Below are 13,959 nucleotides of genomic sequence, written 5' to 3'. Positions count from 1 at the left end.
CACCCGTGCCCTCGGTCGAGGCGAAGAGATCGGCGGCAGACACGCGAGCACACTAACCCGCGGCACCGACGACGCCATGATGTGACCCAGATCACACCCGTCGGCCGTTCAGCGTGCGCCGAACTCCGTGCATAGGGTCGGAGAACCCCCGACTTCCCCAGCACGCGAAAGGTGAACCATGTCCGACACGACTTCCACCTCCCCCACGCTGCACCACGAGGACACCGGCGGCGACGGCCGCCCCGTCGTCCTCATCCACGGCTGGCCGCTCTCCGGCGCCTCGTGGAAGGACACCGTGCCCGCGCTCACCGCTGCCGGGCTCCGCGTCATCACCTACGACCGCCGTGGGTTCGGGCAGTCGGCACCGGCCGCCGACGGTCGCTACGACTACGACGCGCTCACCTCCGACCTCGCGGACCTCATCGAGCGGCTCGACCTGCGCGACGTCTCCCTGGTCGGCTTCTCCATGGGCGGCGGCGAGGTCGCCCGCTACGTCGGCACCCACGGCGAGGACCGGCTGCACAGCATCGCGTTCGCCGCCGCGATCCCGCCGTGGCTGCTCAAGAGCGACGACAACCCGGACGGCGGGCTCCCCCGCGAGGAGGCCGAGAAGATGCAGGCGGGCCTGCGCAACGACCGCGAGGGGTTCCTCGACGAGTTCACGACGAACTTCTTCAGCGCCGACGGCGACCTCAAGGTCACGCAGGAGCAGCGCGAGGAGGCCAAGGCCATCGCCGCGCAGGCCGACCTCGACGCCGCCGTCGCGTGCATCGGGTCGTGGCTCGAGGACTTCACCGGCGACCTCGCCAAGGTCACCGTCCCGACCCTCGTCATCCACGGTGACTCCGACGCGATCGTGCCGGTCGAGGTGTCCGGCCAGCGCACCCACGAGCAGGTCGAGGGCAGCGAGCTCGTCACGGTCGAGGACGGGCCGCACGGCATCAACACGAGCCACCGCGACGAGTTCAACGAAGCGCTCGTCTCCTTCCTCACCCGGTGAGCGCGTCCGGTCGCGGCGTCGAGCCGCTCTCGTCCCGCGACGAGCTCGTCGCTGCGACCGCCGACCACCCCTTCGCCCGCTTCGACCTAGCGCAGACGCTCGTCGACCCCGGCCTGCGCGTGCCCGGCACCGACGCCGTCGCGTGGGCGCAGCACTGGGCCGACGGCCGGCTCGGGGTCATCGTGCTCGGCGATCCGGACGACGTCGGCGTCCTCGCCGGGGGCGACTCCCTGCGCTCATGGGTCGAGCGGCTCGCGCCCGACCACGTCACCGCGCCCGTCGACATCTATGCACCGCTGCAGGAGGCTCTCGGTCTCCGCGGTGGCAACGCGTGGGACCGGATGTGGACGACCGCTCCTCCCCCGCCGATCGCCGCCGAGGGCGACGTGGCGTGGCACGACGGTGATGCCGCCGAGCTCACCGACTTCGTCCGCACCCACAACCCGCAGCCCCACGCGCTCCCGGGCCAGCACCCCCAGCAGCGGTGGGCCGTCGTCCGTGATGCGGGCCGGGTCGTCGCGTGCGGGTGCACCGAGCCGGGCAACGCCGACCCGCCGCTCCTCGGCGGCATCGTCGTCGACGGCTCGCTCAGGGGACGTGGGCTGGGAGCCGCCGTCACGGCATACCTCACGAGGGACGGGCTCGACCGCACGGGCGCGTGCATCCTGGGAGTCTTCGCGGACAACGACCACGCCCGCACGCTCTACGAGCGGCTCGGCTACCGGGTCGGGCTCCGTGCCCGGACCGGCTTCCAGGTCAGGGCTGGGAGGCGCGCACCTTCTCGAGGCGCGCGGTGAGTGACTCGACGCGGTGCGCGTTGCCGTGCAGGTGGATGTAGCGCGGACCGAACACGGCGAGCAGCACGTCGTCGAGACGGCGCACGGCCCCCGCCGGGTAGCGGTAGTCCATCCGCTCGTTGATCCCCTGCGCGTCGACCGTGCCGAGGAGGCCCCCGAGCTCGTCGAGCGAGGTGATGCCGAGCTCGAGCAGGAGGCCGGAGATCCACGAGTAGTGGTCGGTGCGCGACCAGCCGGCGTCGCTGAAGTGCGCCGTGAGGAACGCCGCGAGGTCGGGCCCGGCGATGCGCGGGTCGTCGTCGGGCGAGCCCCCACCCGGCCCACCACCGGCCTGGAGCCGGTCGCGGATGGCCGTGAACTCACGGTCGGCGAGCTCGAGCAGCCCTGCGGCGAGCGTGAACCGGCGGTCGAGGTCGGAGACGTCCGCGGCCGGGACCGAGCCCTTGTAGCGCACGTCGTGCTCGAACTCGGCCCACGCGTGCTGGAGGATCGTGCGCACCTGCACCGAGGCGGAGCGCCCGCGAAGGTGTGCGTATGCCGGGTCGCTGGCCTCGTCGTCGAGCGTCACCAACAGGTGGCGGGAGGAGTAGCCGAAGCGTCCCTGCTGCGCCGTCTCCTGGCCGAGGTCCCGGTCGTCGAGGACGCTGAACTCCCCCGCGAGCAGGTCCGCGACGGCCGTGACGTCGCCCTGGAGGTAGGTCACGACCCGCACGCCGATCTGGTCGGTGATCTCGGTGAGGGGGTCGGCGTAGGCGGGTGCGCCGTCGACGGTCCGAGACGCCTTGCCGGCGAACGACGCGACGCTCTTGGCGCGACCGGTGACGCTCACGTAGTTGATGCCCGCGTCGTCGAGCAGGGCGGTGACCATCGTGACGAACTGGTCGGCGACCTGACGCAGCTCGGGCTGGCGCTGCGCGTAGCGCTGCACGGCGTCGTGGACGGCGTCGTGCACGACGTCGTGCGCGACGTCGTGCACGACGTCGTGCGCGACGTCGTGCTCGGCACCGGCGTCGGCGTCCTGCGAGCTCATGTGGACCATCCCAGCACGGACCGCAGCCCGTCGACGCCCGAGGCGGGGTCGTGGTGGACGGCGCGGATGCCCATTCCCAGCGCGGTCTCGACGTTGGGCAGGCTGTCGTCGACGAAGCCGACCTCGCCGGCGTCCTCGGGCGCGACGCCCAGGCTGGCGAGCACCCGCTCGAAGTACTCCGGCTCGGGCTTCCTCGCGCCGAGGTCGCACGAGTAGAAGGAGCGTGCGAAGACCTCGTCGTAGCCGAACGTGCGACGCAGGAACGCTTTGCGGTGGTCCTGCTGGTTCGTCGCGAGGGCGCAGCTCACGCCGGAGCCGGCGACCTCCCGCACGAGCCGGACCGCCGCGTCGTCGAGGTCGACCTGCTCCCAGAGCTCGAGGAGGTCGTCGACCCCGACGGTAACCTCAGGGCGCGCTCGCAGCAGCCGCGCGAGCGACTCCCGGAAGGGCTCCTCACCGCGCAGGGCCGGGATCTCGGCCTCGAAGAGGGCTTCGGCGAAGCCCGGGCCTCCCCACGACTCGAGACGGGGTCGCCACTCGTGCCGCGGGTGCTGGAGGACACCGTCGGCGTCCCAGAGCATCACCCGGACAGGGCGCGCGGAGTGCAGCGGCCGGGCATCCACGCTGACGTCGGCCGCCGTCGTCATCTCAGGCCTTCTCGGCGGGGGCCTCGGGCTGGGCGTCGACGCCGGCCTCCTTGCGCTGCTCCGGCGTGATCGGTGCCGGGGCCGCGGTGAGCGGGTCGTAGCCGCCGCCCGACTTGGGGAAGGCGATGACGTCGCGGATCGACTCGGTGCCGGCGAGCAGCGAGACGATGCGGTCCCAGCCGAACGCGATGCCACCGTGCGGCGGGGCGCCGAAGGCGAAGGCGTCGAGGAGGAAGCCGAACTTCTCCTGGGCCTCCTCGTCGGACAGGCCCATGACCTTGAAGACCCGCTCCTGCACGTCGCGGCGGTGGATACGGATCGAGCCACCACCGATCTCGTTGCCGTTGCAGACCATGTCGTAGGCGTAGGCGAGCGCCGGGCCGGGGTCGGTGTCGAAGGTGTCGAGGAACTCGGCCTTGGGCGAGGTGAAGGCGTGGTGGACGGCCGTCCACGCTCCCCCGCCGACGGCGACGTCACCGGCGGCGACGGCCTCGGACGCGGGCTCGAACAGCGGAGCGTCGAGGACCCAGAGGAAGCTCCAGGCGTCCTCGTCGATGAGGTCGCAGCGCTTGCCGATCTCGAGGCGGGCGGCGCCGAGGAGCGCGCGCGAGGACTTCGTCGGGCCGGCGGCGAAGAAGACGCAGTCGCCGGGCTGGGCGCCGACGTGCGCGGCGAGACCGGCCTTCTCCTCGTCGGAGAGGTTCTTGGCGACCGGTCCGCCGAGCTCGCCGTCCTCCTGCACGAGGACGTAGGCGAGGCCCTTGGCGCCGCGGCTCTTGGCCCAGTCCTGCCACGCGTCGAGCTGCTTGCGCGGCTGGCTGGCGCCACCGGGCATGACGACGGCCCCGACGTACTCGGCCTGGAACACCCGGAAGGGCGTGTTCGCGAAGTAGTCGGTGCACTCGACGAGCTCGTTGCCGAAGCGGAGGTCGGGCTTGTCGGAGCCGAAGCGCTTCATGGCGTCGGCGTAGGTCATCTGCTCGAACGGCGCGTCGAGCTCGACGCCGATGAGCTGCCAGACCTTCGTGACGATGGCCTCGCCGAGCTCGAGGACGTCGGCCTGCTCGACGAAGCTCATCTCGATGTCGAGCTGGGTGAACTCGGGCTGGCGGTCGGCGCGGAAGTCCTCGTCGCGGTAGCAGCGCGCGATCTGGTAGTAGCGCTCCATGCCGGCGACCATGAGCAGCTGCTTGAACAGCTGCGGGCTCTGCGGCAGGGCGTACCAGGAGCCCGGCGCGAGGCGAGCGGGCACGAGGAAGTCGCGCGCGCCCTCGGGCGTGGAGCGGGTGAGGGTGGGCGTCTCGATCTCGACGAAGTCACGCGCGCCGAGCACCTCGCGGGCGGCGGCGTTGACCTTGGACCGCAGCCGGATCGCGGCACCCGCGGACGACGCGCCCGGGCGGCGCAGGTCGAGGTAGCGGTGCTTGAGACGGGCCTCCTCGCCGACCGTGACGCGCTCGTCGATCTGGAACGGCAGGGGCGCGCTCGGGGCGAGCACCTCGATCGCGGAGGCGACGACCTCGATCTCGCCCGTGGGCAGGTCGGGGTTGACGTTGGCCTCGGTGCGCGCGATGACCTCGCCGGTCACCTTGATGCAGAACTCGGCGCGCAGGTCGTGCGCAGCCCCCGTGAGGACCTCGTCGCGGGCGACCACCTGGACGACCCCGCTGGCGTCCCGCAGGTCGATGAACGCCACGCCGCCGTGATCGCGACGCTTGGCCACCCAACCGGTGAGCGTGACGGTCGAGCTGGTGGAGTCGGCGCGCAGGGTGCCGGCCTCATGGGTGCGGAGCACGGGGAGGTCCTTCGGGACGGGGGTGGATGAACGCCCTCATCCTACGGAGTGGCGCCCCTCCGGCACGAACCGGATTCGCCACGGCCGACGGCCCGCAGGGGCCTCAGCGGTCGGTCGGGACCCCGTCGCGATAGACCCAGCGACCCGCACGACGCGTGAACGTGCTGCGCTCCCGGACGACCCCGCGCTGCCGGGTCGCGCCCTCGCCGGACATCCAGTGCGCCGCGAACTCGACCACACCCTCGGTCTCGTCCCCGGTCTCGGAGATGACGTCCAGCCCTGTCCACGTGAGTCCCGGGTCGGGCTCGACGTCGGCCGGCCGGGTCGCGGGGTGCCACGTGCGGAACAGGTGGTCGGAGTCACCCACGGTGTATGCCGTGTAGCGCGACCGCATGACCGCTCCCGGGGTCGGTGGCCAGGTCTCACCCGACAGGTAGGGCCCGCAGCACGTGGCCAGGGAGGCCCCCTGTGGGACACCACCGCACGGGCACGGTCCACCTGACGCGGAGCCGCCGATCACGGCGTCGTCTCCGGGGCGAGCGCGAGCGAGGGCGTGGGTCGTTGCGGCCACGCCACGTCGTGCGGGCGAAGGGTGTCGAACCCACGGGCCCGCGCCACCTTGGCGGCGAGGGCGGCAGCGACGAGGATCCCGTTCTGGACCCGGCCGTCGAGAGCCGCCTCCACGACGTCGTCCAGCGGCACCCAGGCACACGGCATACCGTGCTCCTCCGCCTCACGGACATGACGCTCGTCCTCGGGGACGGGACTGGTCTCGCGGGCGAGGAAGACGCGGATCGCCTCGTCGAGCCCACCCGGCGACGGGTGGAGGTCGACGAGCACCTCGAGGCGGCCGGCCACGAGGTCGGCCTCCTCGTGCAGCTCACGCGCCGCGGCCTCCCACGGCGGCTCGCCGGGGACGTCGAGCAGGCCGGCCGGGACCTCCCACTCGCGGGTCCTGATGGGGTGGCGGTACTGCTGCACGAGGCAGATGCGGTCCTCGCCGTCGAGGGCGAGCACCGCGACGGCTCCCGGGTGGCGGACGTACTCGCGCACGTGCGTGCCCGCGTCACCCAGGTCGACCTCGTCGCGGACGACGTCCCAGACCCGCCCCTCCATGACGACCTCGCTGTGCCGCACGGGCTGCGGGTCGTGCTCGTCGTGGAGGCGCTGCGACGTCACGGGGCGTCGGCCTCCACCGGCACCTTGGGGCGCTCGACCTCGACGAGCCGCGCGGCACGCTGCTCCTCGATGGCGGCACCGATGAGCCCGGCGAACAGCGGGTGCGCCCGGGTCGGGCGCGACTTGAACTCGGGGTGGGCCTGCGTGGCGACGTAGTAGGGGTGGTCCTCACGCGCCAGCTCGACGAACTCGACGAGGCCGAGCTCGGGGTGCGTGCCCGAGATGACGAGGCCTGCGGACTCGAGCTGCTCGCGGTAGGACTCGTTGACCTCGTAGCGGTGGCGGTGGCGCTCGTCGGCACTCGTCGCGCCATAGACCTCGGCAACGACCGAGCCCTCGCGCAGGTCGGCGCGCTGCGAGCCGAGGCGCATCGTGCCGCCGAGGTCACCGGCGCCCTCGACGAACGCCTTCTGCTCCTCCATGGTCGCGACGACCGGCGCCGGGGTCTCGGGGTCGAACTCGGTCGAGCTCGCCCCCTCGATGCCGGCGACGTTGCGGGCGTACTCGATGACCATGCACTGCAGCCCGAGGCAGATGCCGAGCGTGGGGACGCGGTGCTCGCGGGCCCAGGTCAGCGCGCCGAGCTTGCCCTCGATGCCGCGGACGCCGAAGCCACCGGGGACGAGGACGGCGTCGACCCCACCGAGGGCCTTCTGGGCTCCGGCGGCGGTCTGGCACTCGTCGCTGGCGACCCATCGGATCGCGACCTTGGCGTCGTGGTGGAAACCACCGGCACGCAGCGCCTCGGTGACCGAGAGGTAGGCGTCGGGCAGGTCGATGTACTTGCCGACGAGGGCGACCTCGACCCGGTGCTCCGGGTTGTGGACCCGGCCGAGGAGACGGTCCCAGTCGGTCCAGTCGACGTCGCGGAAGATCAGCGAGAGCCGGCGGATGACGTAGGCGTCGAGGCCCTCGCGGTGCAGGACCTTGGGGATGTCGTAGATGCTCGGGGCGTCGACGGCGGCCGCCACACCCTCGGTGTCGACGTCGCACATGAGCGAGATCTTGCGCTTGATCGGCTCGGGGATCTCTCGATCGGCCCTCAGCACAAGGGCATCGGGCTGGATGCCGACCTGGCGGAGCGCGGCGACGGAGTGCTGCGTCGGCTTCGTCTTGAGCTCACCGCTCGGCGCGAGGTAGGGCACGAGCGAGACGTGGAGGAAGAAGACGTTGTCACGGCCGAGGTCGTGACGCACCTGGCGGGCGGCCTCGAGGAACGGCAGCGACTCGATGTCGCCGACCGTGCCACCGATCTCGGTGATGATGACGTCGGGCGCCTCACGGTCGTCGACCCCGGGGGCGCCGGCGGCCTGGGCCCGCATGCGGTCCTTGATCTCGTTGGTGATGTGCGGGATCACCTGGACCGTGTCCCCGAGGTACTCGCCGCGACGCTCCTTGGCGATGACCTGGTTGTAGACCTGACCGGTCGTGACGTTGGCGCTGCCGACGAGGTTGCGGTCGAGGAAGCGCTCGTAGTGCCCCACGTCGAGGTCGGTCTCGGCCCCGTCGTCGGTGACGAAGACCTCGCCGTGCTGGAACGGGTTCATCGTCCCGGGGTCGACGTTGAGATAGGGGTCGAGCTTCTGCATCGTCACGCGGAGACCGCGTGCCCTGAGCAGGAATCCGAGGCTGGATGCCGTGAGGCCCTTGCCGAGCGAAGAGGCGACGCCTCCGGTCACGAAGATCTGTTTCGTCTGAGCCACCACGGGCTTCAACAATACGTCATCGGGAGCGACCGTCTCACCACGACTCTCCGGGGCCGGACCCGAGAAGGCGTCGTCTCAGAGGACGGACCGGTATGCCGTGAGCGCGGCTTCCAGCGCGTCGGCACTCGTCGGGAGCTCACCACCTCGGGCGATGGCCCGCGAGCGGAGGTCGTCGCGGACGGCGCCGTGGAGCAGGACGTCGGTGAGGGCCCGGGCCATCGAGGGCACGTCGCCCACCGGCACGAGGATCGCGGCGTCGCCGACGACCGCGCCGGTGCCACCGGCGTCGGTGGCGACGATGGCGGCCCCGGAGTGCAGCGCCTCCTGCAGCCCCACCGGTTGCCCCTCCCAGCGTGCGGTCGAGACCACGGCGTCGGCCGCGGCGATGAGGTCGGCGACGTCACTGCGGTGACCGAGCAGGCGCACCGGCACGCGCGCGGCGTCGATCCGGCCTTGGAGACGGTCCTTGTCCGGCCCGTCCCCCGCCACCACGGCGACCACGTCGATGTCGTGCCGCTCGAGCATCTCGGCGACGGCGTCGACGAGCAGGTCGAGGTCCTTCTGCGGTGCGAGCCGGGCGACGGTCACGAGCAGCATGGTTCGTGGGTCGATGCCGAGGTCCTGCCGCACGGCATACCGGTCGCGGTGGACGGTCGCCGGCGGCGGTGCGGCGATGACCGCGAGCTCGGAACGCCGGGCGCCCAGCCGGCGCTGGGTGTCGACGATGTCGGCAGAGACACCGAGGACGAGGTCGGAGCCGCGGGCGACGACGCGCTCGAGGACGGCGTGGATGCGGCCGGGCACACCGCCGCCCGGTGACGCGTTGTGCAGGGTCACGACGAGCGGGACGGACTGTCCGACGAGGGCCGCGGTGGCGAGCGCCCCGACCCGGGCCCCGTGGGCGTGGACGACGTCCGCCCCGCCACAGACCCGGCGCAGCACGGCGAGTGCCCGGGCGTCGCGCACCGGGTGCGGTCGGTCGGACACGGCGAGCTCGACGGTCGCCGCGCCGGTCGACGCGTAGGCGAACTGGTCGAGCTCACCCGCGGGGGCGAGCACGACGACGTCGTGTCCGGCGCCGACGAGGCCGGTGACGACGTCGTGGACGTGACGGCCGGTGCCTCCGGCGCTCGTCCCCATGACCAGAGCGACCCTCATGACGCGTCTCCTCCCCTGCGACGGGCCCTGCCGCGGCGCAGGACGTCGCCCATCATCTCTCGGTCCGCCCAGCCCAGGACCACGAGCCCCGCGACGAGGGCCGCTGCGCCCGCGGCGACGCCGACCACGAGCACCTCGACCACGTCGTCGAGAGCCCGGCCGTGCGTGACGAGGTCACCGACCCCGAGCGCCACGGCTGCGGCGACCACGAGGGCCCCGGTGGTGCGGGCGGCGCCGCGCGTGGCGGCCTCGCCCCACTCCCGCCGCACGAGGACGCAGAGCAGCAGACCCGACAGGGTCATGCCGAGCGACGACGCCAGACCGAGCGCACGCAGGGTCGGCCCGGGCCCCTGGTCGGGACCGACGACGACGATCGGGAGCAGCGCGACGAGCCACCCGGCCGCGACGGCGAGCGCGGCGTGGAGCGGGCGGCCCTTGACGTACAGCGCCCGGGTGAGCAGCGCCGTGAGGCCGAACCCGACGAGGCCGGGTGCATAGGTCACGAGGGCACCGGACATCGCGGCCAGGGCCGCGGGGCTCGACCCGGCGTCGCCGCGCCGGCTGTCGAGCAGCTGGAAGAAGGCGCCGATGGCGGGCGCGGCGGCGAGCAGCACCCCGGCCGAGAGCCCGGTGAGCACGAGGACGCCGCGCAGGGCCCGGGCCAGCGTGGCACCGACCTCCTCACCCGCACCGGTCCGGGAGGCGAGCGCCGGGAAGGCGCTCACGGCCACGGGGACGGCGAGGACGGCATACGGAAGGACGTAGACGGCCTGGACGTACTGGTAGACGGGGAACGCGCCGCGGTCCCCCGAGTGGTTCGTGAGCCACATCGTCGCGAGGACGGCGGCCTGCTGGGCGAGCAGGGCCAGCACGCCCGCACCGGCGAGGCCGCCGATCCGCCGGGCGTCGTCGGGTGCGAGCCGGAGCCCCGGACGCCAGCGCCAGCCCGTGCGCAGGGCGGGGACGACGAGGGGCAGCGACAGTGCGACCACGCCGAGCGTCGTGCCCCACCCCAGGACCGTGAGGGCCTCGTCGCTCACCCTCGAGGGTGCGGTCTCGCCGTCGGTGAGCGAGCCGTACCAGAGGTAGGAGCCCAGGACGACGACCGACGACAGCAGCGGCGCGAGGGCGGCCATGAGGAAGCGGCGGTGCGCCTGAAGGAGCCCGGTGAGGATGATGCCCACGCCGTAGAGCGGCAGCTGGATCGCGAAGATCCGCAGCAGTCGGGCACCGACCTCCTGGGCCTGCGGGTCGAAGTCGTCGACCATGAGCCCCGAGATCGCCGGCGCGGCGACCCACAGGAGCAGCGCCAGCGGGACGAGCACGACCAGCGCCCAGGAGAGCAGGACCGAGGCGATGCCGTCGGCGCGCTCACGCTCCCCCGCTCCCAGCCAGTGCGCGATGAGCGGCACCGCGACCGCAGCGAGGATGCCGCCTGCGGCGACCTCGAAGAGGACGTTGGGGAGCGCGTTGACGCTCTGGTAGACCTCGCCGACGCCGCGGGCGCGCACGGAGTCCGCGAAGACGAAGATGCGGGCGACCCCGGCGAAGCGCGCGAACAGGGTCGTGACCGCGATGAGTCCCGCGGCTCCGGCGATGCCGGCCGCGGCGCGACGCGCGTTCATCGCTGCGGACGCCCGAGGGCGTCGAGGCGGCGGAGCACGTCGTTGCCCTCGATGACCTTGCTGAACGAGACCTTCTCGGACAGGACGGTGAGCCCGGCGGTCACGGCCAGCAGCGCCAGGCGGCCGCGAAGTCCCGTGCGCTCGACGACGGCGAGCCCGATGAGGGCGCCGGCGGCGTTGGCCCCGGTGTCGCCGAGCATCGAGCGACCCGCCAGGTCGTCCGGCAGCGTCCCGGCGGCGGCGCCGAGGGCAGCCGCGGCGGTCGCGGCGCCACGCGATCCCGGCGGCAGGAGTGCGGGCAGACCGGTGAGGACCGTGACCTTGAGCGTCCGGCCCGGCCGCAGGTCGAAGAGGTTGGCGAGGTTGGCGGCGCCCGCGATGGCGGCACCGCCGACGAGGGTGCCCAGCAGGCTCGCGCCCGGGTCGCTACCGCGAGCGGCGCGACCGACGCGACCGACGCGAGACCCGAAGCTGCGGGAGGTGGCACGCGAGGCGCTCCGGTCGGCGAGGACGGCAGCGGCGAGACCCGTGGCCCCGATGCCGACGATCTTCACGGCGCCGGTGGTCACCTCTCCGCGGGCGAGGGCTCCCAGGTGTCCCTTGAGCCCCTTGCTCGCGGAGTCCCCGGCGAGGTCGTCGAGCGCGCCGAACGCCGCGGAGCCGAGGCCGGCGACGGCGGCGGGTGCCGACGGCGAGCCTCCCGCGACCGCACCAGCGGCAGCGGCGACCGCGAAGATCGGGCCCTCCAGCAGCGTCACCGGGTCACCGGCGTGGTTGGTGCGCTCCCAAGGGGTGCGCAGGTCCTGCGGCAGCGACCGGCGCAGTGTCGACAGTCCGCCCGCGGTCGCCGCGGCGACGAGGCCGGCGACGAGGGGCCGTCGGCTCACGGCGCCGGGACCGGCGGGTAGGCGGCGGAGACGCCGTCACCGAGGCCGAACTGTCCGACGCCACCGGCGTTCTGCTGGACGAGGGCATAGACGACGCTCACGTGGCCCAGCGACAGGCTGATGTCGTCGACGGTCGAGAGGTTGCGAGCGGTCGTCGCGTCGCCGCGAGCGGCGCGCACCACGGAGGACGCGTTGGCGAACCCGCTCACGCCGACATCGGAGGCGAGCACGGCACCCTTGCCCGCCCGGTCCAGGGCCGCCGCCAGGCCGGCCAGTCGGTTGGCCACCCGGTCGCGGTCCGCGGCGACGTCACCCTTGATGACGCCGCCGACGATGACGGCGTTGGTGGCCCGCTGCAGGTCCGCGCTGTCGCCGTCGATGAGGTTGGCGCCGTTGAGGGAGTCGAGCGCGCGCTTGCCCGCATCGGTGACCGCGCCTCCCGAGGTCGACACCAGCGCTGCGGCGAGGACGTCGTCGAGCGGGGCGGTGTCGGACGCTGCGGCCACGGGCAGCCCCAGCGCGCGACGCAGCTCGGTCGCGAGCGTCGTCTGCGAGCTGGTCGCGTCGTCGCCGTCGGGAACCCAGGCCTCCTCGACGGTGGTGCGGGAGACGATGGTCGCCCCCGACGCGGTGAGGGTCTCGGCGACCGCGGAGACGTCGTCGGCGTCGGCGCCCGGGAGGACGACGAGGGCGACCGTGCCGCCGGTGAGCGTCCCGCCGACGAGGCGGGCGCGGGCGTCGGTGGTGAGCTCGTCGCGCGCGGCGCCGGCCTTGCGGGCGGAGTCGAGCTCGGTGCGCAGCGCGCTGCGGTCCTCGCGGAGCTGGGTGACCTCCTGGGTGAGCGTGTCACCGATCGAGCCCTTGAGTGGGCCCGCACCGAGCACGATCCCCACGGCGAGGGCCATGAAGATCGAGACGATCGAGACGAGGTGGTAGCGGAAGTCGATCACGTGACAATTCCTCCGAGTGCGGACCAGAGATCGTCGAGGCGGGCGCCGAGGACCTGGAGCAGGACCTTGCCGCCGGGCGTGGCCCAGAGCGCGGCGATGAGAGCGCACAGCCCGACGAGGACCATGGCGACGAGCCACCAGCCCGAGATGCGGGAGCGATAGAGACGGGACACGCCCTTGGCGTCGACGAGCTTGCCGCCGACCCGCAGTCGGGTGAGGAACGTGCTCGCCATGCCGGCGCGGCCCTTGTCGAGGAACTCGACGAGCGTGGCGTGGGTACCCACGGCCACGATGAGGGTGGCGCCCTTGTCGTCGGCGAGGAGCATCGCGACGTCCTCGCTCGTCCCGGTGGCCGGGAAGACGACCGGCTCGACGCCGAGCTCGCGCACCCTCTCGAGTCCGGGGGCGCGACCGTCGCGGTAGGCGTGCACCACGACCTCCGCGCCGCAGCGCAGCGTGGCGTCCGAGACCGAGTCCATGTCACCGACGATGAGGTCGGGCTTGTGCCGCGCCTCGACGATCGCGTCCGCACCGCCGTCGACCCCGATGAGGATCGGCTTGTACTCACGGATGTAGGACCGCAGCATCTGCAGGTCCTCCTTGTAGTGGTAGCCACGCACGACGATGAGCACGTGACGACCCTCGAGGTCGGTCGCGATGTCGGGGACACCGACGCCGTCGAGGAGCAGCGCCCGCTCCTGCTTGAGGTACTCCATCGTGTTGGCGGCGAAGGCCTCGAGCTGGTGGTTGAGACCGGAACGCGCCTCGCTCATCGAGTCGGTGACGATGGCGGCGTCGAGCGCCGTGCCCGTCGCGACGACCGTGTCGCCGGCGAGCAGCTCGTTGCCCTCGAGGCGGACGAGCGTCCCCTCGTCGAGCGACATGACGTCCTCGCCGACCTCGTCGAGCAGCGGGATCCCGGCGGCGAGCAGGATCTCGGGGCCGAGGTTGGGGTAGCGCCCCGAGATCGAGGCTGCGGCGTTGACGACCGCGCTGGGTCGGCACGCCACGAGGGCCTCGGCACTCACCTTGTCGATGTCGACGTGGTTGATCACCGCGACGTCGCCGGGTTTGAGTCGCTTGGTCAGGTCCTTGGTGCGCGGGTCGACGCGCGCGGGACCCCTGACACCGGCGGGTCCGGGGTCGCGTTCGCGTCGGAGGCGGGTCGTGAAGGGCATCCCGCCC

The 13,959-nt window shown here is 72.9% G+C and carries 13 protein-coding genes; 2 read left to right on the top strand and 11 right to left on the bottom strand.

Going from position 1 to position 13,959, the window contains the following annotated elements:
• The first annotated feature begins 178 nt into the window (after positions 1-178).
• Both ACSQ11_RS13365 and ACSQ11_RS13360 read left to right on the top strand, forming a co-directional pair.
• Positions 179-1,000: an alpha/beta fold hydrolase gene (locus tag ACSQ11_RS13365; protein ID WP_436006162.1), complete on the top strand. Its 822-nt coding sequence runs from the start codon at positions 179-181 to the stop codon at positions 998-1,000.
• Positions 997-1,797, top strand: coding sequence for a GNAT family N-acetyltransferase (locus ACSQ11_RS13360; protein ID WP_436006160.1), 801 nt, complete (start codon positions 997-999; stop codon positions 1,795-1,797). The genes ACSQ11_RS13365 and ACSQ11_RS13360 overlap by 4 nt, the downstream gene beginning before the upstream one ends.
• Here the strand turns inward: ACSQ11_RS13360 and ACSQ11_RS13355 are convergent.
• The 11 genes from ACSQ11_RS13355 to steA all read right to left on the bottom strand — a co-directional run bounded on the left by ACSQ11_RS13355 (position 1,757) and on the right by steA (position 13,952).
• A complete protein-coding gene (locus ACSQ11_RS13355) occupies positions 1,757-2,827 on the bottom strand; it encodes a GTP pyrophosphokinase (RefSeq protein WP_436006158.1) in 1,071 nt (356 codons plus the stop codon). The genes ACSQ11_RS13360 and ACSQ11_RS13355 overlap by 41 nt on opposite strands.
• Positions 2,824-3,474 carry an HAD family hydrolase gene (locus ACSQ11_RS13350; RefSeq protein ID WP_147065315.1) on the bottom strand — a complete coding sequence of 217 codons (651 nt, stop codon included), beginning with the start codon at positions 3,472-3,474 and terminating at the stop codon, positions 2,824-2,826. Before ACSQ11_RS13350 ends, ACSQ11_RS13355 begins: the two co-directional genes overlap by 4 nt.
• Before the next feature lies 1 nt (position 3,475).
• Positions 3,476-5,269, bottom strand: a complete 1,794-nt coding sequence (gene aspS, locus ACSQ11_RS13345) for an aspartate--tRNA ligase (RefSeq protein WP_436006156.1) — start codon at positions 5,267-5,269, stop codon at positions 3,476-3,478.
• Between the two features lie 103 nt (positions 5,270-5,372).
• On the bottom strand, positions 5,373-5,789 hold the full coding sequence (locus tag ACSQ11_RS13340) for a YchJ family protein (protein ID WP_436006154.1): 417 nt from the start codon (positions 5,787-5,789) through the stop codon (positions 5,373-5,375).
• Positions 5,786-6,448 carry an NUDIX domain-containing protein gene (locus ACSQ11_RS13335; protein WP_436006152.1) on the bottom strand — a complete coding sequence of 221 codons (663 nt, stop codon included), beginning with the start codon at positions 6,446-6,448 and terminating at the stop codon, positions 5,786-5,788. Before ACSQ11_RS13335 ends, ACSQ11_RS13340 begins: the two co-directional genes overlap by 4 nt.
• Complete coding sequence (locus ACSQ11_RS13330; protein WP_436006150.1) at positions 6,445-8,151, bottom strand: CTP synthase; 1,707 nt, start codon at positions 8,149-8,151, stop codon at positions 6,445-6,447. The genes ACSQ11_RS13335 and ACSQ11_RS13330 overlap by 4 nt, the downstream gene beginning before the upstream one ends.
• Positions 8,152-8,229: 78 nt before the next feature.
• On the bottom strand, positions 8,230-9,312 hold the full coding sequence (locus tag ACSQ11_RS13325; RefSeq protein WP_436006148.1) for a glycosyltransferase family 4 protein: 1,083 nt from the start codon (positions 9,310-9,312) through the stop codon (positions 8,230-8,232).
• Entirely contained in the window at positions 9,309-10,937 is a 1,629-nt protein-coding gene (gene murJ, locus ACSQ11_RS13320) for a murein biosynthesis integral membrane protein MurJ (protein ID WP_436006146.1), read from the bottom strand. The genes ACSQ11_RS13325 and murJ overlap by 4 nt, the downstream gene beginning before the upstream one ends.
• Entirely contained in the window at positions 10,934-11,824 is an 891-nt protein-coding gene (locus ACSQ11_RS13315; RefSeq protein ID WP_436006144.1) for a hypothetical protein, read from the bottom strand. The genes murJ and ACSQ11_RS13315 overlap by 4 nt, the downstream gene beginning before the upstream one ends.
• Positions 11,821-12,774 carry a copper transporter gene (locus tag ACSQ11_RS13310; protein WP_436006142.1) on the bottom strand — a complete coding sequence of 318 codons (954 nt, stop codon included), beginning with the start codon at positions 12,772-12,774 and terminating at the stop codon, positions 11,821-11,823. The genes ACSQ11_RS13315 and ACSQ11_RS13310 overlap by 4 nt, the downstream gene beginning before the upstream one ends.
• Positions 12,771-13,952, bottom strand: coding sequence for a putative cytokinetic ring protein SteA (gene steA / locus ACSQ11_RS13305; RefSeq protein ID WP_436006140.1), 1,182 nt, complete (start codon positions 13,950-13,952; stop codon positions 12,771-12,773). The genes ACSQ11_RS13310 and steA overlap by 4 nt, the downstream gene beginning before the upstream one ends.
• Positions 13,953-13,959: the final 7 nt, after the last annotated feature.

It is taken from the genome of Knoellia sp. LjRoot47, from assembly GCF_964253435.1.
Taxonomy (GTDB): Bacteria; Actinomycetota; Actinomycetes; order Actinomycetales; family Dermatophilaceae; genus Knoellia.
The sequence above is the reverse complement of the archived record's forward strand: the minus strand, read 5'-3'. Positions and strand labels throughout refer to the sequence as shown.

Coding starts and splice junctions, on each gene's coding strand:
- ACSQ11_RS13365 (WP_436006162.1), top strand. CDS start 179: ATGTCCGACACGACTTCCACCTCCCCCACGCTGCACCACGAGGACACC.
- ACSQ11_RS13355 (WP_436006158.1), bottom strand. CDS start 2,827: ATGAGCTCGCAGGACGCCGACGCCGGTGCCGAGCACGACGTCGCGCAC.
- ACSQ11_RS13350 (WP_147065315.1), bottom strand. CDS start 3,474: ATGACGACGGCGGCCGACGTCAGCGTGGATGCCCGGCCGCTGCACTCC.
- ACSQ11_RS13325 (WP_436006148.1), bottom strand. CDS start 9,312: ATGAGGGTCGCTCTGGTCATGGGGACGAGCGCCGGAGGCACCGGCCGT.
- murJ (WP_436006146.1), bottom strand. CDS start 10,937: ATGAACGCGCGTCGCGCCGCGGCCGGCATCGCCGGAGCCGCGGGACTC.
- steA (WP_436006140.1), bottom strand. CDS start 13,952: ATGCCCTTCACGACCCGCCTCCGACGCGAACGCGACCCCGGACCCGCC.